The sequence below is a fragment of the Paraburkholderia sp. JPY419 genome (genome assembly GCF_050435705.1).
Taxonomy (GTDB): Bacteria; Pseudomonadota; Gammaproteobacteria; order Burkholderiales; family Burkholderiaceae; genus Paraburkholderia; species Paraburkholderia youngii.
This window is the reverse complement of record NZ_JBNDKV010000002.1, coordinates 2989983-3013271: the sequence shown is the minus strand read 5'-3', so window position 1 is coordinate 3013271 and position 23289 is coordinate 2989983. Positions and strand designations below refer to the sequence as shown.

18 protein-coding genes, 4 tRNA genes and 1 pseudogene are annotated in these 23289 nt (G+C 64.7%); 10 read left to right on the top strand and 13 right to left on the bottom strand.

Annotated features, from left to right (window positions below):
- The first annotated feature begins 5 nt into the window (after window positions 1–5).
- From QFZ91_RS20090 to QFZ91_RS20070, 5 genes are all read left to right on the top strand, one after another.
- Complete coding sequence (locus QFZ91_RS20090) at window positions 6–887, top strand: class I SAM-dependent methyltransferase (RefSeq protein ID WP_429568194.1); 882 nt, start codon at window positions 6–8, stop codon at window positions 885–887.
- Window positions 884–1330 (top strand): ribonuclease HI, encoded by a 447-nt coding sequence (gene rnhA / locus QFZ91_RS20085; protein WP_176105530.1) that lies wholly within the window; start codon window positions 884–886, stop codon window positions 1328–1330. Before QFZ91_RS20090 ends, rnhA begins: the two co-directional genes overlap by 4 nt.
- A gap of 80 nt (window positions 1331–1410) precedes the next feature.
- Complete coding sequence (gene dnaQ / locus QFZ91_RS20080; RefSeq protein ID WP_176366081.1) at window positions 1411–2145, top strand: DNA polymerase III subunit epsilon; 735 nt, start codon at window positions 1411–1413, stop codon at window positions 2143–2145.
- A gap of 48 nt (window positions 2146–2193) precedes the next feature.
- Window positions 2194–2268: transfer RNA gene (locus QFZ91_RS20075), tRNA-Val, on the top strand.
- Window positions 2269–2788: 520 nt separating this feature from the next.
- Window positions 2789–4663 (top strand): ABC transporter ATP-binding protein, encoded by a 1875-nt coding sequence (locus tag QFZ91_RS20070; protein ID WP_429568193.1) that lies wholly within the window; start codon window positions 2789–2791, stop codon window positions 4661–4663.
- Window positions 4664–4740: 77 nt separating this feature from the next.
- Here QFZ91_RS20070 and QFZ91_RS20065 read toward each other — a convergent pair whose 3' ends face one another.
- The 3 genes and pseudogenes from QFZ91_RS20065 to QFZ91_RS20055 all read right to left on the bottom strand — a co-directional run bounded on the left by QFZ91_RS20065 (window position 4741) and on the right by QFZ91_RS20055 (window position 7530).
- A complete protein-coding gene (locus tag QFZ91_RS20065; RefSeq protein ID WP_176366083.1) occupies window positions 4741–5205 on the bottom strand; it encodes a DUF2214 family protein in 465 nt (154 codons plus the stop codon).
- Window positions 5206–5355: 150 nt separating this feature from the next.
- A complete protein-coding gene (locus QFZ91_RS20060; RefSeq protein WP_429568192.1) occupies window positions 5356–6210 on the bottom strand; it encodes a hypothetical protein in 855 nt (284 codons plus the stop codon).
- Window positions 6211–6464: 254 nt separating this feature from the next.
- A pseudogene (locus QFZ91_RS20055) lies at window positions 6465–7530 on the bottom strand (glycosyltransferase family 4 protein).
- A gap of 695 nt (window positions 7531–8225) precedes the next feature.
- On the opposite strand from QFZ91_RS20055, the gene QFZ91_RS20050 reads away from it, so the two are divergent.
- On the top strand, window positions 8226–10061 hold the full coding sequence (locus tag QFZ91_RS20050; protein ID WP_176380366.1) for an ABC transporter ATP-binding protein: 1836 nt from the start codon (window positions 8226–8228) through the stop codon (window positions 10059–10061).
- Between the two features lie 85 nt (window positions 10062–10146).
- On the opposite strand, the gene otsA is transcribed toward QFZ91_RS20050, so the two are convergent.
- Both otsA and otsB read right to left on the bottom strand, forming a co-directional pair.
- A complete protein-coding gene (otsA, locus tag QFZ91_RS20045) occupies window positions 10147–11625 on the bottom strand; it encodes an alpha,alpha-trehalose-phosphate synthase (UDP-forming) (protein WP_429568191.1) in 1479 nt (492 codons plus the stop codon).
- Window positions 11626–11677: 52 nt separating this feature from the next.
- Window positions 11678–12427 (bottom strand): trehalose-phosphatase, encoded by a 750-nt coding sequence (otsB, locus tag QFZ91_RS20040; protein WP_176124153.1) that lies wholly within the window; start codon window positions 12425–12427, stop codon window positions 11678–11680.
- Window positions 12428–12898: 471 nt separating this feature from the next.
- On the opposite strand from otsB, the gene QFZ91_RS20035 reads away from it, so the two are divergent.
- Genes QFZ91_RS20035 through QFZ91_RS20025 form a run of 3 tightly spaced genes read left to right on the top strand, consistent with a single transcriptional unit; the run spans window position 12899 to window position 14939 of the window.
- Window positions 12899–13525 carry an SCO family protein gene (locus tag QFZ91_RS20035; protein WP_429568190.1) on the top strand — a complete coding sequence of 209 codons (627 nt, stop codon included), beginning with the start codon at window positions 12899–12901 and terminating at the stop codon, window positions 13523–13525.
- A 28-nt stretch (window positions 13526–13553) separates the two neighbouring features.
- Window positions 13554–14015 carry a copper chaperone PCu(A)C gene (locus tag QFZ91_RS20030; protein ID WP_429568189.1) on the top strand — a complete coding sequence of 154 codons (462 nt, stop codon included), beginning with the start codon at window positions 13554–13556 and terminating at the stop codon, window positions 14013–14015.
- A gap of 39 nt (window positions 14016–14054) precedes the next feature.
- Window positions 14055–14939 carry a cytochrome c oxidase assembly protein gene (locus tag QFZ91_RS20025; protein WP_429568188.1) on the top strand — a complete coding sequence of 295 codons (885 nt, stop codon included), beginning with the start codon at window positions 14055–14057 and terminating at the stop codon, window positions 14937–14939.
- An 11-nt stretch (window positions 14940–14950) separates the two neighbouring features.
- On the opposite strand, the gene QFZ91_RS20020 is transcribed toward QFZ91_RS20025, so the two are convergent.
- The 8 genes from QFZ91_RS20020 to uvrC form a co-directional block, all read right to left on the bottom strand.
- On the bottom strand, window positions 14951–15451 hold the full coding sequence (locus QFZ91_RS20020) for a GNAT family N-acetyltransferase (RefSeq protein WP_176105475.1): 501 nt from the start codon (window positions 15449–15451) through the stop codon (window positions 14951–14953).
- Window positions 15452–15568: 117 nt separating this feature from the next.
- Window positions 15569–16549 (bottom strand): sensor domain-containing diguanylate cyclase, encoded by a 981-nt coding sequence (locus QFZ91_RS20015; RefSeq protein WP_429568187.1) that lies wholly within the window; start codon window positions 16547–16549, stop codon window positions 15569–15571.
- A gap of 141 nt (window positions 16550–16690) precedes the next feature.
- Window positions 16691–17440, bottom strand: coding sequence for a TraB/GumN family protein (locus tag QFZ91_RS20010; protein ID WP_429568186.1), 750 nt, complete (start codon window positions 17438–17440; stop codon window positions 16691–16693).
- Between the two features lie 378 nt (window positions 17441–17818).
- A tRNA-Cys gene (locus QFZ91_RS20005) sits at window positions 17819–17892 on the bottom strand.
- Window positions 17893–18021: 129 nt separating this feature from the next.
- Window positions 18022–18097, bottom strand: a tRNA-Gly gene (locus QFZ91_RS20000).
- 63 nt (window positions 18098–18160) lie between these two features.
- A tRNA-Gly gene (locus QFZ91_RS19995) sits at window positions 18161–18236 on the bottom strand.
- A 198-nt stretch (window positions 18237–18434) separates the two neighbouring features.
- Window positions 18435–19028 (bottom strand): CDP-diacylglycerol--glycerol-3-phosphate 3-phosphatidyltransferase, encoded by a 594-nt coding sequence (pgsA, locus tag QFZ91_RS19990; RefSeq protein ID WP_176380360.1) that lies wholly within the window; start codon window positions 19026–19028, stop codon window positions 18435–18437.
- 202 nt (window positions 19029–19230) lie between these two features.
- Entirely contained in the window at window positions 19231–21462 is a 2232-nt protein-coding gene (gene uvrC, locus QFZ91_RS19985; RefSeq protein WP_429568185.1) for an excinuclease ABC subunit UvrC, read from the bottom strand.
- 255 nt (window positions 21463–21717) lie between these two features.
- Here uvrC and earP point away from each other — a divergent pair, with 255 nt between their 5' ends.
- A complete protein-coding gene (gene earP / locus QFZ91_RS19980) occupies window positions 21718–22911 on the top strand; it encodes an elongation factor P maturation arginine rhamnosyltransferase EarP (RefSeq protein WP_429568184.1) in 1194 nt (397 codons plus the stop codon).
- Window positions 22912–23289: the final 378 nt, after the last annotated feature.

Here is a 23289-nt window from a genome sequence, read left to right as displayed (position 1 = left end):
TTAATATGACTGACCGAGCGATTATAGACTGGCCCGCCTGGACCGATTCGCCGCCAGGCCGCTACGTGCTCGACTGGGCGCAAACCCAGCTCGATCGCGTGGTGTCGGACGTGTTCGGCTATCATGCGCTGCAACTCGGCCTGCCGCAGCTCGACGCGCTGCGCGAAAACCGGATGCCGTGCCGCGGCCTCGTGCTCGACGCGGCGAGCGGCGCGAGCGCGCCGTACACGTATCCGCCGGCGGCACGTCGTAGCAACGTCGGCGGCATCGGCGGCGCGGGCAACCCTGGCGGCGACAATCCTGTCAACGCAGCGCCAGGCGCGCCGGGGCTGCACGCGCCGGCCGGCCGCAGCGCGGTCTGGTGCGACCTGCTCGATCTGCCCTTCGAAGCGCAAAGCGTCGACCTGCTCGTAATGCCGCACACGCTCGAATTCACCAGCGACCCGCATCGGCTGCTGCGCGAAGCCGAACGCGTGCTGGTGCCCGAAGGCCAACTGATCATCCTCGGCTTCAACTCGTTGTCGCTGTGGGGCGTACGGCAATCGATCGGCAAGATGACAGGCCGCCCGTTCGTGCCTTCGGCCGTCGACCTGATCGCGTTCACGCGTCTGAAGGACTGGATCAAGCTGCTCGGCTTCGATCTTGAACGCGGGCGCTTCGGCTGCTATCGTCCGCCGCTCGCGAGTGATCAATGGCTCGCGCGCTACGGCTTCATGGAAGCCGCTGGCGACCGCTGGTGGCCGATTTTCGGCGCAACCTACATGATCAAGGCGATCAAGCGCGTGCGCGGCATGCGTCTCGTCGGGCCGCTCAAAGTGAAAAAGCCCGTGCTCGCGGCAGGCCTCGCGCCCGCCGCCACCCCGAACACACGTAACCACACCGAATGACACCGGACCACATCGACATCTATACCGACGGCGCCTGCAAGGGCAATCCCGGTCCTGGCGGCTGGGGCGCGCTGCTGCGCTTCGGCAACCAGGAAAAAGAACTGTTCGGCGGCGAGGCCAACACGACCAACAATCGCATGGAGCTGATGGGCGTGATTTCCGCGCTCGAGGCGTTGAAGCGCCCGTGCAAGGCGATCGTGCACACCGATTCGCAGTACGTGCAGAAAGGCATCAGCGAGTGGATTCACGGCTGGAAGAAGAAAGGCTGGGTCACCGCGGCGAAGCAGCCGGTCAAGAACGCCGATCTATGGAAGCGGCTCGATGCGCTCGTCGCGCAGCACGAAGTCGAATGGCGCTGGGTGCGCGGCCACAACGGCCACCCGGAGAACGAGCGCGCCGATCAGTTGGCCAATCGCGGCGTGGCGTCGCTCGCCGAGATGTAAGGAGCGTGCGCGCATCGGCCAACGACGCGCGCCGCCCTCTTCGCTTTTACTGCACTTTTTTCGAAGCAGGCTAATCCGACATGCGTCAACTGATCCTCGACACCGAAACTACCGGCCTGAACGCCCGCGGCGGCGACCGGATTCTCGAACTCGGTTGCGTCGAGCTAGTGAACCGCCGGCTGACCGGCAACAACCTGCACTTCTATATCAACCCGGAGCGCGACAGCGATCCGGGCGCGCTCGCGGTGCACGGCCTCACGACGGAATTTCTGAGCGACAAGCCGAAGTTCGCGGAGATCATCGACCAGTTCCGCGACTTCATCCAGGGTGCGGACCTGATCATCCACAACGCGCCATTCGACATCGGCTTTCTCGACGCCGAATTCGCGCTGCTTGGTCTGCCGCCGGTGAGCACGCACTGCGGCGAGATCATCGACACGCTCGCGCAAGCCAAGCAGATGTTCCCCGGCAAGCGCAATTCGCTCGATGCGCTGTGCGACCGCTTCGGCATCAGCAATGCGCACCGTACGCTGCACGGCGCGCTGCTCGACTCGGAATTGCTCGCCGAAGTCTATCTGGCGATGACGCGTGGCCAGGAAAGCCTCGTCATCGACATGCTCGGCGAAGCGCAGACCGGCGGCGCTACAGATACGCCGCGTGTAGCGCTCGAATCGCTGGAACTGGTCGTGATCACCGCGAGCGACGACGAACGCGCCGCGCACGAAGCCGTGCTCGACGATCTCGACAAGGCGATCAAGGGCGCGAGCGTATGGCGCCTTGAACCCGCGCCAGCAACTGATGAGCAAACTGCTTAAAAAAGACTAGACGAACCCCAAATTCCCTGACATAATTTCAATCTCTTCGGGTGGTTAGCTCAGCGGTAGAGCACTGCCTTCACACGGCAGGGGTCACTGGTTCGATCCCAGTACTACCCACCAGATTCTTGGTGTGTCGATCACCGAAGACAAAAGGGCTTACGCAGCAATGCGTAAGCCCTTTTTCTATTTGCCGGCAAAAATGTCGCGTGCACCGCACGAGGCAGCGTCGGCTGTGTAGAACCACGTCGTTCCGTAGGTTGGCGAGCGCCCCGCACTGTTGCTATATTCGGCAGACGGGCATTCGCCCGGTCCGGCTCTGTCCGGTTTCTCCATCTTGAACCATCTCAGGGAGGCGCCACATGTTCGCAGTGCACCGCGCGCTCCCTCGCATGGTCCCACGACCGTCAGCCCGTCCGCCACGACCGCTGCGACCTTAAACGCCGCAGCATAGCAGCAGATGTGCAGCCGCCTCGACAGGCGCGCCGCGTTCACTCCAGACAGTCCGTTGTTCCGTTGCCGTTGTTTGCCGCCGTACTTTTTCGCGTGTTCCCGCGCGCATTCCGGCATCCGCTGGCTGTCTACACTTTTTCGCTTATGACTGGAACCTCGGCGCGCTCGTGCGTCGCCGGGTCGAAAGCAAATGGCCAACAAAAAAATCGACTTTCGCGGACAAGCCTTCAAGGATGTCCTCGGCTTCACCTTCCGTCACTGGGCGCAACAGCCGTGGCGCATCGTCGTGATTGCAGCGCTCGCGCTGTTCACGGCGGGCGCGGACATCCTGACGCCGGTCTTCGCCGGACGTCTGGTGGACGCGATCGCGGCCGGTTCGGCGTCGTCGGCGCCCATCTGGCATCACGCGCTCGAGGCCTTCGGCGTGCTCGCCGCGCTCGGCCTGACCGCGACGCTGCTGCGTCAGGGCGTGTACTTCAACATCATCCGCTTCACGCTGAAAATGATGAGCGAGATCGCCGCACGCGCGTTTCATCGCGTGCAGCGCTTTTCGACCGACTGGCACGCGAACAGCTTCGCCGGCTCGACCGTGCGCAAGATCACGCGCGGCATGTGGGCGCTCGACCTGCTGAACGACACGCTGCTGATCGCGTTGCTGCCGTCGCTGGTGATGCTGGTCGGCGCGACGCTGCTGCTCGGTTCGCGCTGGCCGATGATGGGCGTCGTCGTCGGCATCGGCTCGCTGCTGTACATCGGCGTGACCGTGACGGTGTCGCTGGGCTTCGTCGCGCCGTCCGCGCGTCTCGCGAACGCGTGGGACACGCGCATGGGCGGCGCACTCGCCGATGCGGTCAGCTGCAACGGCGTCGTCAAGGCATTCGGCGCGGAAGCGCGGGAGGAAGCGCGCCTCGGGTACGTGATCGGCAAATGGCGGCAGCGCACGCGCCGCACGTGGGTGCGCGGCACGCTCAACGGCGGCCTGCAGGGCGGCATGCTGGCCGCGATTCAGGCCGCGATTCTCGGCGTTGCGTTGCTGCTGTGGGCACGCGGCGAAGCGAGCGTCGGCGACATCACGTTCGCGTTGACGATGTTCTTCATGCTCCAAGGCTACCTCCGCGACATCGGCATGCACATCCGCAACCTGCAGCGCTCGGTCAACGACATGGAGGAACTGGTGTCGCTCGAAAGCCAGCCGCTCGGCATCGAGGATCGTCCCGGTGCCGGTCCGATCGCGATCCGCAACGGCGAAATCCGCTTCGAGCATGTGTCGTTTCACTATGGCGCGCACAGCCGGCCGCTCTACGACGACTTCTCCATCCGCATCGCGCCGGGCGAGCGCGTCGGGCTGGTCGGTCATTCAGGCTCGGGCAAGACGACCTTCATCAAGCTGATCCAGCGCCTTCACGACATTTCGGGCGGGCGGATCACGATCGACGACCAGGACATAGCGCAGGTCCAGCAAGCGTCGCTGCGCAGCCAGATCGCGATCGTCCAGCAGGAGCCGGTGCTGTTTCACCGCTCGCTTGCCGAGAACATCGCGTATGGACGGCCCGGCGCGAGCCGCGCCGACATCGAGCGCGCCGCGCGGCTCGCCAGCGCGCATGACTTCATCGCCGCGCTGCCGAACGGCTACGACACGCTGGTCGGCGAACGCGGCATCAAGCTATCGGGCGGCGAGCGTCAACGCGTCGCGATCGCGCGGGCGTTTCTAGCCGACGCGCCGATCCTGATTCTCGACGAAGCCACGTCGAGCCTCGACAGCGAGAGCGAAGTACTGATCCAGCGCGCGATGGAGCGGCTGATGCAGGGGCGCACCACGCTGGTGGTCGCGCACCGGTTGTCGACGGTGCGCGCGCTCGACCGGCTGCTCGTGCTGGACAAGGGCAAGGTGATCGAGGAAGGCAGCCACGACGCGCTGATCAAACGCGACAACGGCTTGTACCGTCGCTTGTTCGAGCGTCAGGCCCTGGAGTTGATCAAGGGTCTCGGCGAGCCGGAACTCGTGCGCGAGTCGGCGGAGGTCAAGGCCGACCGGGTCGACGATTCGGGCTTGCTGGTCGGCTAGCGCGACACAGGCGTGCACGAGGCGCAACGCTTGGCGCGCGCCACCAGCCCGTCGCAATGGAAAGAAGGCCTGCCGCGCTACACCGCGCCGGCCGGCAGCCCGATGCCGCGCGCCATTCCTGCGGCCGCAAACACCATCAGAACCAGCAGCACGGTCTGGATCACGCTGAAATGCGCGTAGGAACGCGCCTTTTTCAGATTCGGCGCCGCGCCGCTGCGGATCGACGCGCGCCAGCGCATCAGGCCAAGCATCGTGGGCACTTCGAGGATCAGGATCAGCACCAGCAACGTCATCTTCACGTGAAAGAGCGGCTCGTGCAGGTAGTAGTCGGCGCCCTTCTCATAGCCGCCGAACACGCGCATCAGGCCGGTCACGATCAGCACCAGCGCGGCGATGCCCCAGCGTGAATCGGCGCGAAACACCGAACGCAGCGCGGCGGGCACCGATGCGCGACGCAGCGACCACGTGCGTCTGAGAATCGACGCGAGCGCAAAGCCATAAGCGAGCAGATGAAGGGCGGCAAGCAACCAGCGAACCAGCATAGCGACTCCTGCGAAAGACGCGATACGATCGATGAGTGTCCTACTCGCCCGCCAGCAGGCCGGGCGCCTTGATTGCATTATCGACGAAGCTTCGCTTCGGAATGCGTGCGACGGCCACGCGATGTGACCGATAGCACAAAACGTGCAGCGTCAGACCTGGCGCAGCGTCGTGTCGAGCGCGCGGGCGGCGACGCGATCGCCTTCGGTCGTCAGCGCGGCGCGGAAAACGGTCTGCCGGTTGTGCCCCGCGGCGGCCGGCGAATCCCACAGCAACTCGACCTTCGGACGAACGCCGAACGCGCTGCGCGCCAGCGAGGGCGCCGCGACCGACGGCATCGGCGCCGCCGACGCACCGGCCTCGCCCGCCGCGCCGAACGCAACTGCGGGCGCGGGCGCCGGCGTCGCGCGCGCATCGGAACCGCTCGCCCAGCGCACCGACAATTCGCGCGCATCGTATTGCCCCACCTTGCGCCGCTCGGCCCACACGACGACGGTGCGCGTCACCGGATCGAGCGACACCGCATAGCGGCCGATCGCAAAGCGCCGCGCCGCCACATTGGTGCGCCACAACGGCAGCGGCCGGCAGATCCACAAGACGATCGCATACAGCACCGGCGCCGCGACGAGCCAACCGTTGGTGGCCGCGACCGCCTGCATCGCGCGGCGCCAGCCCGCGCTCGCGACGAACGCGCCGACCGACCACAGCGCAAACAGAAACCCGAGGAACGCGAACAGGCGCAGCGCCTGACGCAGCCATTGCGGCAACGGATGGAACGGACGCTCGGCGACGGCGCGCGCGCCGGGCAGGAAGATCAGCAGGAACAGAAAGACGAGGTTGATACATGCCCACGGTGAAGACGCCATCGCGGTCAGCGCGGTGGTCAGCCTCATCTCGGACATCGAGAAAAGCCAGCGGGCGGCGAGCACGAGACCGATGGCGCGCAACGTAAAAATCGTTCCGGCGCCGGGCGCGGCGTTCGCGCGCGTCTCTTTCGTTCTCGCCAAGGCATCCTCCTGTCGTCGGCGGCACCGCAGCCCAATTTGCGGCACGGCAATTATAGGGATATTACCGAGCCTGGCTCGTTCGCGCCGCGCGGAAACCGGTATTTTCATCGGTGCACCGACGAAAAACGCGGCGCGCATGCAACAACGCCCCGCCGGCAACATGCCGGCGGGGCGTTCAGAGCAGCGAAGGAAGCGTGATTCCTGCTGCCGGCGTCTCATCTACCGCGAAACAACCGCGGCGAATCAACCGCCAATCAGCCCGCGTTGACTTCGCGCAGCACCGTGCGATGCTTGCTGCGCAGCAGGTCTTCGTAGACGGCGACGTAGTTCTTCGCCATCACCTTCGACGTGAACCGTGCTTCGAACGCCTTGCGCACGCCAGCGCGGGGCAGCGTGTGCAGACGCTTGAGCGCAGCGACCGCGCTGATTTCGTCTTCGACGACGAAACCCGACACGCCGTTTTCGATCACTTCCGGCACTGAACCGCGATTGAACGCGATCACCGGCGTACCGCAAGCCATCGCCTCGATCATCACCAGGCCGAACGGCTCCGGCCAGTCGATCGGGAACACCAGCGCATGCGCGTTGCCGAGGAACTCACGCTTTTCGGCTTCGCCGATTTCGCCGATGTACTCGACATGCGGGAGCGCCATCAGCGGCTTGATCACTTCTTCGTAATAAGCACGGTCGGCCTTGTCGATCTTCGCGGCGACCTTGAGCTTCATGCCTGCCTGGCCGGCGATGCGGATCGCGCGGTCGAGACCCTTCTCCGGCGAAACGCGGCCGAGGAATGCGAGGTAGCCCGGTTCGACGTCGGGGATCGGCGTGAGCACGTTTTCCGGCAGACCGTGATAGACGGTTTGCAGCCAGTTCGCCTGTTGCAGCGGGATGCGCTGGTTGTCGGAAATCGACACGACCGGCACGTCCTTGAACGTATTGAAGATGGGCTGCAGTTCCGGCAGATCGAGACGGCCGTGCATCGTAGTCAGGAACGGCACCGGCTGACGCGCGAACAGCGAGAACGGGTAGTAGTCGATGTGGAAATTGCAGCACGTCGAATTCGTCCGCGCGGCGGCGCACTTCTTCGAGCAGCAGCATATGCGGCGCCATCACGTCGCGGATCGTCGGGTCGAGGCGCAGCGCCTGCGGCCAGAAAGCTTCGAGCTTCGCCGAGGTTTGCGAATCACCGCTTGCAAACAGCGTGACGTCGTGGCCCTGCTCGACCAGCGCCTCGGTCAGATTGGACACCACGCGTTCCGTACCACCGTACAGCTTGGGAGGAACCGCCTCGTGCAGCGGAGCGATTTGAGCGATTCGCATATTGACGAACTCCTAGTAAAAAATCAGGCAAAGGTACTGCATTTGGAAAAAGCGACTCGCTTGCTCGCCAGGGCAGTCTGGCCGGAGATACCGGCGCGGGCCTGATTCTTTTGAGAAATCCTGCGATGGATCGCTTGGGTCAAGAGCCCAGACAAGTGGATCAGCGTCTGCGCATGTGCGAGTAAACGCGCATGGGGCACCTACGTTGACAAACTGTCAGAAAATTTGCCGGGCTAACGAGCTCGCATTATCGATGCCCAAACTGCCACCGCACCGCAACATTTCAAAGTCTTTACGTTGTTACAAACGCGAAACACTTTGCAAACCCTTGTTTTCAAAGACAGTTCTAGAGTATCCACGAGGTTCAGCGAGGCACGACGTACCAAGCGGTGAACTCTCGCGCATCAAGCGTTGCCGGTAGGAATTGCAAAATTGCCACGGCCCGATTGAATGCAAACTGTAATTATATCTCGAAATTTTCCGCAATCTGCCTGAGGGGCCCGTCGGCTGGCGTGTCGAGACGACGCAGATCGCGGAGGTCTATCGCGAAATCAATCGCGTCAAAGCCCGGATACACAGGGCGCAATCGTCTTTGCATGTTTACAATGCGAAGCATCGGCTTCACGGAGAGCCATGCTTGTCCGTGTGGTCCGCGCATTGCATGCACAACCCGCAACACATCGATCTCAGCTCAATTGGAACACTTGACCATCGCCCAGCGAAACGCCCAGAACGCAAAGCTCGCGAGCTATGCGCACCGGCCGCTTGCGTTTCTCTTCCGCTTTATCCGCCGCCATCCGGTCGCGCACGCGATCGTGCTGTGCAGCGTGTTTGCGGCCGTGGGCTGTGCACTCGCTTCGCAATACGCGATCAAGCATCTGATCGACGTGCTCGGCGGTGGCCGCCATCATCCGGGGCCGCTGTGGGGCGCGTTCGCGATCCTCGTCGGCCTGATCGCCGCCGATAACCTGTTATGGCGGCTCGGCGGCTGGTTCGCCGCGCACACGTTCGTCGCCGTGACGGGCGATTTGCGGCGCGACCTGTTCCAGTACCTGAGCGGCCATTCGCCGACCTATTACGCCGAAAAGCAGCCCGGCATGCTGGCAAGCCGGATCACCGCGACCTCGAACGCCGTCTACACCGCCGAAAACACCACCGCGTGGAACGTGCTGCCGCCGTGTATCGCCGTGCTCGGCGCGATCGTGATGATCATCTCGGTGAACCCGCTGATGGCCGCCGGCCTGATGCTGTGCTCGGCGATTCTGGCGGTCGTGCTGTACAAGCTCGCGGGCCGCGGCTCCGCGCGTCACCATAATTTTGCGACCAAGGCGGCATCGGTCGACGGCGAGCTCGTCGACGTGATCAGCAACATGGGGCTCGTCCGCGCGTTTGGCATGACGTTCCGCGAACAGCAACGTTTTGCGTCAACGGTCAAGTCGGAAATGGACGCGCGCCAGCAAAGCCTGCTGTACCTGGAAAAGCTGCGTCTGCTGCACGCCGTGATCACCGCACTGCTGTCGGCCGGCCTGCTCGGCTGGGCGCTGTGGCTGTGGGACCAGGGCCGCGCGACTTCGGGCGACATCGTGCTCGTCAGCTCGCTCGGTTTCACGATCCTGCACGGCACGCGCGATCTCGCGGTCGCGCTCGTCGACGTCACTCAGCACGTCGCGCGACTCGCGGAGGCGGTGCGCACGCTGCTCGAACCGCACGGCATGCCCGATCGCGACGACTCGACCGAACTCGTGCCCCAAGGCGGCCGCGTCACGTTCGACGGCGTCACGTTCGCCTATCCGCGCCGCCGGCCGATCCTCGATCACTTCGACCTCACTATCGAGCCGGGCCAGCGCGTCGGCCTGATCGGCAAGTCGGGCGCCGGCAAATCGACGGTGCTCGCGCTGTTGCAGCGCTTTTATGACACCCAGGGCGGCGCGATCAAGATCGACGGCCAGGACATCGCGTCGATCACGCAGGACAGCCTGCGTCACGCGATCGCGCTGGTGCCCCAGGACATTTCCCTGTTCCATCGCACGGTGTACGAGAACATCGCGTACGGCCGCCCGGAAGCGAGCCGCGAGGAAGTGCTCGCCGCAGCGCGCGAGGCGCGTTGCGCGGACTTTATCGAAGCGATGCCCGAAGGCTACGACACGATCGTCGGCGACCGCGGCGTGAAGCTGTCGGGCGGCCAGCGCCAGCGCATCGCGATTGCGCGCGCGATTCTGAAAAACGCGCCGATCCTGCTGCTCGACGAAGCCACGTCAGCGCTCGACAGCGCGTCCGAGGAAGCGATCCAGAAGGCGCTCGACCGCCTGATGGTCGGTCGTACCGTGATCGCGATCGCACACCGTCTATCGACGCTGAACAACTTCGACCGGATCATCGTGATGAGCGCCGGAAAGGTCATCGACGACGGCTCGCCGGAAGAACTGCGTCAGCGTCCGGGCCTTTATCGCGACCTGCTCGCCAAGCAGTATGGCAAGGGCCAGACGCTGCATATCGGCGGCAAGAAAGTCGATGAACAGCACGTGGCCTGACGCCACGCAGGGTCCAGGCGCTGCGCGCCGCATGCAAAAAGCCGCTCCTGGGAGCGGCTTTTTGCTGTCTGGCTTCGCGGCTAGCTTAGCCGGCCACGCGCTCGCGCGCCGCCCTTTTCCGCCGGGCGCGCCCCCCATCCGCGGCCGCGCGCGCCTTCCCGCTTCTAGCGCGCTTCGCGCCATCGACGCTCTGCAGATCGCGCATGAAGTTATCGCGCCACACCGACACGTTGTTCTCGCGCAGCTGCGCCATCATGTCGCGATAGCGCGCCTGGCGCTCGATGAGCGGCATGTCGAGCGCCTGCGCCAGCGCCTCCGCCATGCCGTCGATATCGACCGGATTGACGATCAGCGCGCCGTCGAGCTCCTGCGCCGCGCCCGCGAAGCGCGACAGCACCAGCACGCCGGGATTCTCCGGATCCTGCGCCGATACGTATTCCTTCGCGACGAGGTTCATGCCGTCTCGCAAAGGCGTCACATAGCCGACGTGCGCGGTGCGGAACAGCGCCGCCAGCACCGAGCGCTCGTATTGCTTGTGGATGTACAGGATCGGCGTCCAGTCCAGCTCGGCGAAACGTCCGTTGATCCGTCCCGACTCGCCTTCGAGCTGCAGCCGGATGTCCTGATACGCGTGCAGGTCGGCGCGCGTCGGCGGCGCGATCTGCAGGAACGACACCTTGTTGCGCTGCGCGGCCGTATGCTCGAGCAGGCGCTCGAACGCGCGGAATCGCTCGACCAGCCCCTTCGAATAATCGAGCCGGTCGACGCTCATGATCAGCTTGCGCGAATGCAGCGTCGCCTTCATCGTGCGCACCGGCTTGCCGCGCTCGCCCGCCTTCGCGAGCTCGGCGATCTCGTCCGGATAGACGCCGATCGGATAGGCCGACGCGCGCAGCGTGCGGCCGAACGCATGCACGGTGAGCGGACCTTTCGGCGACGCGTCGATCGAGCCGCCCGCCTCGTTAATGACGTAGTCGCAGAACGCCCGCAGATCGGGGCCGGTCTGGAAGCCGAGCAGGTCGAACGAACACAGCGCCTCGACGAGCTCGCGATGCGGCGGCACCGTCAGCAGCACCTGCGCGGCCGGAAACGGAATGTGCAGGAAAAAGCCGATGCGGTTCTTCACGCCTGCCGAGCGCAGCGCCTGCGCGAACGGGATCAGGTGATAGTCGTGCACCCAGATCACGTCGTCTTCGCGCAAGAGCGGCACGAGTTGCTGCGCGAGCCACGCGTTGACGCGGCAGTAGCCTTCGAAGTCGTGCCGGTCGTAGTGCAGCAGGTCGGATCGATAGTGGAACGCGGGCCACAGCGTCGCGTTCGAGAAACCGCGGTAGTACTGGTCGTAGTCGCGGCGCATCAACGGGACGGTCGCGAAGGTCACCGGGCCGCGCTCCTCGAGCTTGATCTGCGGCTGGCCGGAGCTGAGCACGTCGCCGCTCCAGCCGAACCACATGCCGCCGGTCTCTTTCAGCGCGTCGTACACGCCGACCGCCAGACCGCCCGCCGCCGGGCCGCCCTCCGAAATGGGCGCCACCCGGTTCGAAACAATGATCAGTCGGCTCATGAAGCGCGATTCCCGATGCAGTATGTTGTTTTTGTTGAACGTCGCGCCGGCGTCATGCGCCGCGCGCCGCCGCGACAATCGTTTCGAGCCAGTCGAGCAGTGACGACACCGACTCGACGCGCGTGCGCGCCATCGTTTCGCCCGCGCCAACCTTGATCGACAGACCGCCACGTTCGTTGACGACCGCGAAGCCCTTCTCGTCGGTCAGATCGTCGCCGGCGAACACGGGCGTGCGGCCGGTAAACGGTAGCTCCTCCAGGAACGCGCGCGTCGCGCGGCCTTTGTCGACGTCCTTCGGCTTGATCTCGTAGACCATCTTGCCGGGCTGCAGCACGTACGACGCGGGGTAATCGGCGACGAGCCGCTCGGTTGCCTCGCGCGCGACCGGCTCGCGGTCCGGCGCATTGCGGTAGTGCAGCGCGAGCGCCGCGCCCTTGATCTCGAGCAGCATGCCCGGGTGCTCGTTGACGACTTGCGCGAGCACCTGCTCCATGCGCAACAGGCGCTGGTCGTGAAAGCCGATGCGCTGCGTGTCGCCGTTCGCATCGCGCCGCTCGGCGCCGTGCAGGCCAGCGACCGGCAGATCGGGCATGCCGAGAAAACTGTCGATGCTGTCGATGCCGCGCCCGGACACCACCGCGACCGCGCCATTCGTCAGGCTGCGCAGTTCGCGCAGCAGGTCGATCACGCGCGGCTGCACGAGCACGCCGTCCGGCGTGGGGGCGAGTTCGACGAGCGTGCCATCGAAGTCGAAGAAAAATGCCGTCTCGCTCGGAGACAGAACAGCCGGAAGTGCTTGCATTGCCTGAGTTCGCCTTTCAGCCATCTGGGGCCGGAAAAGTGTGCGCATCTTACCGCGCATCGGTCAATTTTTCGAGAAAGTAAGCCGGCCTCAAGCCCGGCGGGCCGTTTGCCCGCCCGCTCGCGGTGACTGCATTCAAAAGCGCAACCATCGGGCTTCGCCCGACTTTCAGCCTGCTGCGTCATATTGACTCGTCAATCGTACGCCCGGCGCGCCGCGCGACGCTGGCGCCAATTTTGCGCTACAGTCGCTGCCACACGGACCGTCGGCGTAATGCGCATCGTTGCACCTGCCGCTCAATTGCGTGCCGCGCGCGAATCTTGCACGGCACGATCGGGCGACGGGGCGCCTCCCCGCTCCATCGATTCGTGTGGCCTGCTCCCAATCGAGTCATTGAACCCTGCTTTGTTCCCGATCTTTCCACCCCAGCGCCCGCAGCCAAAGCTGTCCCGCTCACGATCCAACCGGTCCATGCACCGGTTGACGCTCGGGGTGGCACGCCGGTTTGCGGCGGCAGCGGCGCTGGGCACGCTGGTCGCGCTCGCCACACTGACCGGTTGCACGCAGCGCGCCGAGCCGTGGCGGTTGACCAACGTGACCGGGCACCTGCCGGATCTGGACTTTACGTTGACCGACGACACCGGCCGGCCCGTCAGCGCCGCTTCGTTCAAGGGCCGCACCTCACTGGTCTACTTCGGCTACACGCATTGCCCGGACGTCTGCCCCGAAACGATGGGCCGTCTGACGCAGGTTCTGGGCAAGCTCGGCCCCGAGGCGCAGAAAGTGCGCATCCTGTTCATCACCGTCGATCCCGCGCGCGACACGCCGCAGGCCTTGCACGACTATGTCGGCGCGTTCGACGCGCAGCACGCCGAAGGGCTGACCGGCACCGACTGGCAAATCGAGTCGCTGGCGCAGCGCTATCGTGTTGCGTATCAGATGGAAAAGCGCGACCCGAACGGCAATTACGAGGTCACGCACAGCTCCGCCGTCTATGTGTTCGACAGTCAGGGCCGCGCGCGCCTGCTCGCCACCGATCACGACACACCCGACGCGATTGCGCAGGACCTGCGCCGCATCATCGATGACCAATCCTGATTCTTCTTTGATCCCACTCCATTCCACCATGACGATCAAGCTCAAACCATTCGCTTCCCTCGCCTGCACGCTCGCGCTGTCTTTCGGCGTCGCGTCCACCGCGCACGCGGCTGATGCTCACGCGATCAGCATCAAGGACGCGTGGGTCCGCTGGCTGCCGAACAACCTGCCCGCGGCCGGCTATGCGACGCTCGTCAACGCGAGCGACAAGCCGATCGACCTCGTTGAGGTATCGAGCGACGACTACGGCGACGCGATGCTGCATCAAACCGTATCGAACGGTTCGACCCAGAAGATGGTGATGGTCGACAAGCTGACGGTGCCCGCGCATGGCCAGGTCGCGATCACGCCGGGCGGCTATCACCTGATGCTCGAGGACGCTAAGCACAAGGTCGCGCCGGGCGACACCGTGCATCTGACGCTGAAGTTTTCCGATGGCGAAACGTTGAGCGCGCCGTTCGCGGTCAAAGGGCCGGGCGAGACCAAGTAAGCGGCAACACGGGCCGCCGCGACCGCACACGCCATCGCCATGAACCTGCTCTACTGGCTCGATCCCTGGGAATTTTCGCCGACCGTCGTGATCGCGTTGCTGATTGCCGCGATCCTGTTCGTGCGCGGCGCGCGCAAGGCGCGGCTGTCGTTCGCGCGGCGTCTGTCTTTCTGGTTCGGGCTGGTCGCGCTGTATGTCGTGCTGCATACACGGCTCGATTATTTCTTTGAGCATGAGTTCTTCATGCATCGATTGCAGCATCTGGTGCTGCATCATCTCGGGCCGTTCTTCATTGCGCTGTCGTATCCAGGCGCGGCGTTGCGCGCGGGCATTCCATTGCGCTGGCGACAGCGCTTCGTGCGGCCCGCGCTGCAAACTCCGCTCGTGCGCGGGGCGCTCGACGTGGTCATGCACCCGGTCGTGGCGGTCACGCTGTTCGTCGGGCTGATCTATTTCTGGCTGCTGTCGCCGATCCATTTCATCGCGATGCTGGACTGGCGGATCTATCGCGTGATGAACTGGAGCATGGCGATCGACGGCCTGCTGTTCTGGTGGCTCGTGCTCGATCCGCGTCCGGCGCCGCCCGCGCGTCTGTCGCCGGGCAAGCGCGTGCTCGTCGTCATTGCGGCGATTCCGCCGCAGATCATTCTCGGCGCGTTCATCTTCTTTACGCCGCACGAGCTGTATCCGATCTATTCGATCTGCGGCCGCGCGTTCACATGGCTGAGCCCGATCCGCGATCAGCAGATCGGCGGGCTCCTGCTATGGATTCCGGGTTCGATGATGAGCGTGGTCGGCGCGCTGATCGCGCTGCGTCACTGGATGCGGCTGTCGGCGCGCGGACGCCTGCGCGCGGAGCGGCGTGCGAAAGCGGCGCGCGGGCTCGCGCATGCCGCGTCGACGACCGCGAACGGGCCTCGCTGACCCGCTCGCGTTCAGGGCGAGCGCATCCACACATGCGGGATGCCGTCTTCGTCGTGAATCTCCGAGACCGGCTCGAAGCCGAACGCACCGTAAAAGCCTTGCAGATGCGCCTGCGCGTGCAGACGGATCGGCGTATCGGGCCACTGCGCACGAATATGCGCGAGCGAGCGTTCGAGCATCGTATTGCCGAGACCGATGCCGCGAAACGACGCGGTGGTCAACACCCGGCCGATGCGTACGTCGGCATCCGTCGCATCGGGCAACAACACGCGCAAATAGCCGGCCAACGGCGGCAACGCCGCGTCGCCGCCGGTGCCATACGCGAGCAGATGCCAGGCTTCGACATCGAGCCCATCGATATCGCCATACACGCAGTTCTGTTCGACGACGAACACCGCGCTGCGGGCGGCCAGCATCTCATAGACTTCGACGCTCGTGAGATCCGCGAACGGCTTCCAGCGCCATTCGAGTTGGGCGAGCCGCGCGGCGGCGGTGTGCTGCAAATCAGTCATCGGTAGCTTTCAGGTCAATGCGCGACAGCGCGGGCAACGATCCGCAATTATGCCGCGCGTGCCTGTGTTGGGCTATCGCGCGGGTCGGCTTGAGATTGGCCGCGAGTCGGCCGCCCGTCAGTGCCGATGCGCCGAGCGCGCCTTTGACGCCTGCTTGTGGCTATACATCGCTGCATCGGCCGCGGCGAGCAGTTCGGCGACCGTGCCGTGGCGCGTCGGCTCGTACGTGACCTGGCCGACGCTGAAGTGGATCTGATAGCCGCGCAGCAACTCGGCATTGCGCCGGTCGAGCAGGTGCTCGAGACGCTGCGTCACTTCATGCGTCTCCGCGTTGCTGGCGCCTGTCAGCAGCGCGACGAACTCGTCGCCGCCGAGCCGCCCGATCACGTCGCTTTCGGGCAGCGCAGCGCGTAGCACCTCGGCGAAGGCTTGCAGCGCGCGGTCGCCCTCGGCGTGTCCGAGCGTGTCGTTGATCTGCTTGAAGTCGTTCAAATCGAAGAACAGCAGCGACGCCGGCTTATCCATGCGCCGACAAACGTTCAGCGCGTGTTGTGCGAGCACTTCGAAACCGCGTCGGTTCGACAGCAGCGTGAGGTCGTCGAGCGTGGCCAACTGGATCGCGGCGAGTTCCTGTTCGGCCATGCGCGCGAGGTCGCGCAGCAACGCGCGATCTTCGTCATCGAGCATGCGCGGCTTCGTGTCGAGCAGGCACAGCGTGCCGACCTTGCCGCCGTTCGCAACCTGCAGCGGGCAGCCTGCGTAGAAGCGGATGTGCGGTTCGTCGGTGACGAACGGATTGTCGTTGAAGCGCGGATCGGCGAGCGTGTCGGGCACCATGAAAATATCGTCGCCGAGAATGGCGTGCGCGCAAAACGACACGTCGCGCGAGGTCTCGCTCGCCTTCAGGCCGATGCACGATTTGAACCACTGCCGGTTCGCATCGACGAGACTGACGACGGCGATCGGTACACCGAATAGCCGCCGCGCGAGGCGGGTCAGGCGATCGAAGCGCTCTTCCGGCGCCGTGTCGAGAATATGCAGTGCGTGCAATCCGTCGAGACGGGCGCTTTCATTGCTGGGGATCGGAGGAACGAGCATGGAGTGAGGTCTGCGGGTGTCGGATGTTCTAAGGGGTAAGGATTAGTGTATAGCGGCATTCCGGCGCGTGGAATTGAGGAAACGGCCAGTCGTCCGGGCGGTCGACACGGCCGTGTGCAGTCGCGAAATCCGCGCACGCGTTCAGAACACTGCTTGCACGGGTCGCGCGAGACAGTCGAGCAGATTGTCGGGACCACACAGATGCAGCGCGCCGACGACCACCAGCGTGCGGTCGCGCACGTCCAGCAATTCGTTCAGCCGCGCGGCCCATGCGCGATTGCGCACGTCGAGGATCGCCTGACGGATGCCGGGCAGATTGAACATCGGTGATTCGACGGCGATTTGCTGTATCGCTTGCCGATCGCCGTCCAGCCACGCCGCGTGCATCCGTTCGAGCGTGCGCTGCGGCTCGCCGCGATCGGCCATCAGCATGTCGAGCGCGGCGGCAATCGCTTCGAGCGGAATCGATTCGAGCGTGACAGCGACGTCCTGTGCGGACTCGAGATAGCGATACGGCTTCGCCTGCGCGAGCGCCGAGCGCAACATGCGCGGCTCGACACCCTCGACGACCTGCTGCAGCAGCGTCGGCGCGACGATCAGCGCGGCCCACGGGCGCAGTGTTTCAAGCGGCGCGAGCAGATCATCGGTTGGCCATAGCGCCTGCAGTTGCGTCCAGGCTTCATCGCGCATCAAGGGCCGCAGTTGTGCCGCAGCGGGGTGTGCGTCGGCTTTGAGAAACGGCAGGATCGTCGCTGGATCGGACTCGAATACGAGCGTCTCAGCCCAGTCATAGGCGTCGGCGATCCATGGCGGCGTTCGACGGCTCGTCGCGGGAAACAGATGCATCGAGCCGAGCAAGCGGACCTGTGTGCCGGTGAGGTGGAAATACATGCGGCTTCAATGAGAGCGGGCGATGACGGTGCCGTGATTCTATCGTCCGTTCCGGATGCGGCGCGCCGACGTGCTTTGTCCTTCTCCGCGAGCCGGACACGCCATTAATCAGAATGCGCTGCTCATGTGTGAGCCGGAGTCAAACGCGGTAATAGCGATACACCGAAAAATGCGGTGGTGTTACGTCCTGAACAACGCTGCCCTGCCGTCGATCAAATCCGCGCTCCATTTTTGATTGATTCGAAGCAACGTCTACAGCGCGCGATGGGATCGACCGGTCCGCTCACATGGCTGATGACGGTCGACAAAAGCTGGCGAAAGAGGAATAGAAAAAACAAAAGCCCCGACAAGTCGGGGCTTTTGTTTTACATCAAAGACTGGAGGCGCGAGCCGGAGTCGAACCGGCCTAAACGGCTTTGCAGGCCGCTGCATAACCGCTTTGCTATCGCGCCGCAAGCGGACTGGAACCTAGACACGGGTTCGCAGATTTATCTGGTGGTCACCAGAAGAACCGAAGCTCTGGAAAGTTCAGAACGACCGGCCTTCCAAACAAAAAGGGAAGCGTTGCTTCCCCTGATGTATGGAGCGGGAGACGAGGCTCGAACTCGCGACCTCAACCTTGGCAAGGTTGCGCTCTACCAACTGAGCTACTCCCGCATTGAACTGCTTCACACCGCGCTGCGTTTTTTACTTCGCCAAACAACGCGATGCTTCGAAAACTGGAGCGGGAAACGAGGCTCGAACTCGCGACCTCAACCTTGGCAAGGTTGCGCTCTACCAACTGAGCTATTCCCGCGTCGTACTGCATTTACTGCTACTGCTTTACAGCGTCTCCGGTGTTTCGCGTTGCGTGCATCGGAGAAACGAGATTATGGAGAAACGACTGAAACGTGTCAACCCCTTTTGGCCCATCTGTTTTAAAGAAATATTTCGCTCGTAGTAGCGAACGGTTCGAACACACTTTTGCGTCCGCGCGCTCCTTTTGTTCACGCCATCACGCGACACCACCGCGCTCGCGAATCTGCGGCCACGCGAGCTTCATGTAGTAAAGCATCGACCAGATCGTCAGGAACGCGGCCAGATAGATCAGCCACAGGCCCCACACCCGTGTGTCGACCGTCACGCCGCCGCCGAGCGGCAGTGGACCATAGAACAGCAGCATCGGAATCGCGACCATCTGGCACGCGGTCTTGAACTTGCCGAGCGAGTTCACAGCAACGCTCTTCGATGCGCCGATCTGCGCCATCCATTCGCGCAGCGCCGAGATCGCAATTTCGCGTCCGACGATCACGAGCGCGATCGCCGAATCGATCCGCGCGAGCTGCACGAGCACGAGCAGCGCCGCAGTGACCATCAGCTTATCCGCGACCGGATCGAGAAACGCGCCGAATGCCGAGGTCTGATTCCATTTGCGGGCCAGAAAGCCGTCGAACCAGTCGGTGAGCGCCGCCAGGATGAAGATCGTCGCGGCCGCGAGATTGCGGTGCACTGGGCTCATCATCATGTCAGGTAAATAGTACACACCGACGACGAGCGGAATCAGCACGATCCGCAGCCAGGTCAGGAATATCGGGAAATTAAACGGCATGGGGGCAGGCGCAGCGTCTGACAAGTGAGTTGCAATTGTGCCGTGTCACAAGGCCTGCCACAAGCAAGCGGCCCGGGCATGGCCGCGCGGAAGCGGCAAGCGGGCCGCGCCTGCCACGGGCGCGGACCCGGCGCTTGCGCAGCGCGATGCGTCAGCTCCAGCGAGCCGTCGTGCCGATAACAGCGCGGCGCGGCTCGTCGATTCAATGCAGTTGCCGGTAGATCTGCTCGGCGAGCGCCTGCGAAATACCTTCAACGCTCGCGAGATCCTCGACGCTCGCCGCCACCACACCGCGCAAGCCGCCAAACCGCGCGAGCAGGCGCTGACGCCGTTTGGCCCCCACGCCTTCGAGTTCTTCGAGCCGCGAGGTCTGGCGCGTCTTGCCGCGTTTGGCGCGCATGCCGGTGATCGCGAAGCGGTGCGCTTCGTCGCGGATCTGCGCGACCAGCATCAGCGCGGCGCTTTCCTTGCCGAGTTCGAGCGGCGCACGGCCGTCGGCGAAAATCAGCGTCTCGAGACCGACCTTGCGCCCCTCGCCCTTCGCGACGCCGACCAGCATGCCGGTATCGAGCCCCAACTCGGTGAACACCTGCCGCGCGATCTCCACCTGCCCCTTGCCGCCGTCGATCAGCACGATGGTCGGCAGCATGCCGCCGGCCGCGGCCGGCTCGGCGGCATCGGCGGCGAGCGACGGATCGGCGGCCGCGTCGCTTTGCGATTCGGCGGCTTCGTCGCTCGCGTTCGCGGCGGCTTGCGCGACCATCTTCTCGTAGCGGCGCGTGAGCACCTGGCGCATCGCCGCGTAATCGTCGCCGGGCGTGATGCCGGTGATGTTGTAGCGGCGATACTCGGACGACTGCATCTTGTGGTGGTGATAGACGACGCACGACGCCTGCGTCGCCTCGCCCATCGTGTGACTGATGTCGAAGCATTCGATGCGCAGATGCGCGAGGTCGTCGCACTCCATGCCGAGTGTGTCGGTCAGCGCGCGCGTGCGCGCCTGCTGCGAGCCCTGCTCGGAGAGCAGCCGCGCGAGCGCGAGCCGCGCGTTCTGCTCGGCCATCGCGAGCCACGCGCGCCGCTGTCCCTGCGGTTGACGCAGCACGCTCACCTTGTGGCCCGCCTGCTCGATCAGCACGTCGACGAGTTCGCGCGCCGGCGCGTGGCTGACCACCAGCACTGGCGGCACGCGATTGCCGAGGTAATGCTGCGCGATGAACGCTTCGAGCACTTCGGATTCGACGCCGCCGGGCGCGCGGCCTTTGCGCCCCTTCGCCGCCGGGCCGGATTCTGGGTTCCCGTCGGCGCCTTCGTCCGTGCCTTCGTCGCTGACGGCGTCCGCTGTCGCTTCGGTAGCTTCGTCGAGCGCTTCTTCGTCACTACCATCGGTGTCTTCGTCTTCCGATGGCATGTCCTGCGCGATCGCGAGCGCATCGGCCGTGGCCCTCGCCGCTGCGGCCGACGGCGCGACTGCTTGCCCACCCGCCGATGCATCGTCCTGATCGCCGTCTTCTTCCAGCCCGCCTTCTTCCGCCGTCAACGCGCTCTCCACGTGCGCGGGAAAGTACGCCTTGTCGCCGAGATGCCGCCCGCCGCGCACCATCGCGAGATTCACGCACACGCGGCCGCCCAGTGCGACTACGGCGAGAATGTCGACGTCGCTATCGCTGCCGACTTCGATCGCCTGTTGATGCAGCACCGTCGACAGCGAGCTCATCTGGTTGCGCACCGCCGCGGCCTGTTCGAACCTCAGCTCGCTCGCGAACGCGTGCATCTTCTGCTCGAGCTCTTTCATCACCTCGCCCTGGCGGCCGAGCAGAAAGCGCGACGCGTTGGCGACGTCGCGCGCGTAGTCCTCTTCGCTGATATTCGCAACGCACGGCGCCGTGCAGCGGCCGATCTGATGCAGCAGACACGGCCGCGTCCGGTTGTTGAACACCGAGTCCTCGCAGGTGCGCAACTGGAACACGCGCTGCAGGATCTGGATGCTCTCGCGCACCGCCCACGCGCTCGGGAACGGACCGAAGTACTGGTTCTTGCGATCGACCGAGCCGCGGTAATAGGCCATGCGCGGAAACTTGTGGCCGGTCAGCTTCAGATACGGATACGACTTGTCGTCGCGAAACAGGATGTTGTACCGCGGCGTGAGAGCCTTGATCAGGTTGTTTTCGAGCAGCAGCGCCTCGGCCTCGGAACGCGTAACCGTCGTCTCGATGCGCGCGATGCGCGTGACCATCATCGCGATACGCGGCGACAGCTGCGTCTTGGTGAAATAGCTCGATACGCGCTTCTTCAGATCGCGCGCCTTGCCGACGTAGAGCACCACGCCGCTCATGTCGTAATAGCGGTACACGCCGGGCAGATGCGGCAGTTGGGCGAGCACTTTTTTCGGCTCGAAGGTGTCGGGGGCGTCGGTTGCTTCGGGTTCGGTCATGCGGGATCGATTGGGGTGGGACTGTCTCGCGCTGCCTCGCCGCTTGCACCGATTGCACCGATTGCGCCGATTGCGCCGGCGGGTGCCCGGCACCATGCACCGGGGGTCGTGTCGCGCGTCGCGCCATGCGGTCCGCGTGGCGGACAAACGGCGCGCGCGATCGCGAGCGAGGCTTTAGAATCGCCAGTTTAGAACATTCCGCGTTCGTTCGAACCCGCTCCGCGTCGCCGGAGTCACCGAGCCAGCCGAGCCGCCATGTCCTCCGTCGCACCCGCTTCCGGATCACCCGCCGCCCCTGCCAACCCGATCGCCTGCGATATCTTCTGCGCGGTCATCGACAACTTCGGCGACATCGGCGTGTGCTGGCGCCTCGCGCGCCAACTCGCGCACGAGCATGGCTGGCAGGTGCGCGTGTTCGTCGACGATCTGCATGCGTTCAAGAGGCTGTGCCCGTCGCTCGTGCTCGAGCGTGCGCGGCAAACGCTCGACGGCATTGTCATCGAGCATTGGCACGAGCCGTCCCATGCGGGCGACACGCTCGAAGTCGCCGACGTCGTGATCGAGGCGTTCGGCTGCGAACTGCCGCCCGTCTATATCACGGCGATGGCCGAGCGTGCGCGCGCGCCGCTGTGGTTCAACCTCGAATATCTGAGCGCCGAGGACTGGATCGCCGATTTTCATTTGCGGCCGTCGCCGCATCCGCGCTACGCGCTCAGCAAGATCTTCTTTTTTCCCGGCCTCGGCCCCGGCACCGGTGGCGTCTTGAAGGAGCGCGATCTCGACGCGGCGCGCGCCGCGTTCGAAGGCTCGCCGGCCGCGCGCACCGACTGGTGGCGCAACGTCACGGGCCACGCGCCGCCGCCCGCCGACGCGACCGTCGTGTCGTTGTTCGCATACGAAAACCCGGCCGTCGACAGTCTGCTCGAACAATGGCACGACAGCGCAAGCCCGATCGTGCTGCTGGTGCCCGAAGGTCGCATTTCCGGCGCGCTCGCGCGTTTTTTCGGCCTACCGTCGTTTGCGGCGGGCACCTATGCGACGCGCGGCAACCTCAGCGCGCACGCACTCGCCTTCACCGAACAGCCGGGCTACGACGCGCTGCTATGGGCGAGCGACATCAACTTCGTCCGCGGCGAGGACTCGTTCGTGCGAGCACAGTGGGCCGCCAAGCCGTTCGTCTGGCACATCTATCCGCAGGCCGACGACGCCCATCTGCCAAAGCTCGACGCCGCGCTCGCGCACTACACGCGCACGCTGTCCAGGGACGCCCGCGCCGCGCTCGGGCGTTTCTGGCACGCCTGGAACGGCGCGGGTCAGCCGGACTGGGCGGATTTCCAGCGCCACTATCCGGCGCTTAAGCGGCGCGCCGCCGCCTGGGCGGTCGAACTCGCGCAAGTCGGCGATCTCGCCGGAAATCTGACCTCGTTCGCAAAAACTCAGTTAAAATAAGCGGTTATCCAACGGCCGACGACGCAAGCGCGGCCCGATTCGAGCAACAACCCCATGGTCAGCCCGTCTGACCGGTCCCCTCGAAAAACACAGCACGTGTCCCAATCTCCTGGTCGGGCACGCGAATGTCAAAAAAGGGACGTATGTTTGGGCGTGTTGCAGATCGGCGCCACTCGTGTACACGCCCGAACAGGGTAAAAACTCAGGTAACGGACAGGTGGAACCGCCGGGGCATCACGCCGCGATTTTCGCCGTGAGCCGGTCCCGTTTCACGCATCCGGGCTGCGGTCGCTTCGAGCGGCGCGCGGCAGGCGGTGGGCGAAACGCCGAAGCCGCTTGGCACCTATGTCGTTGAGCAACAGTTAAGCTATTTATCTC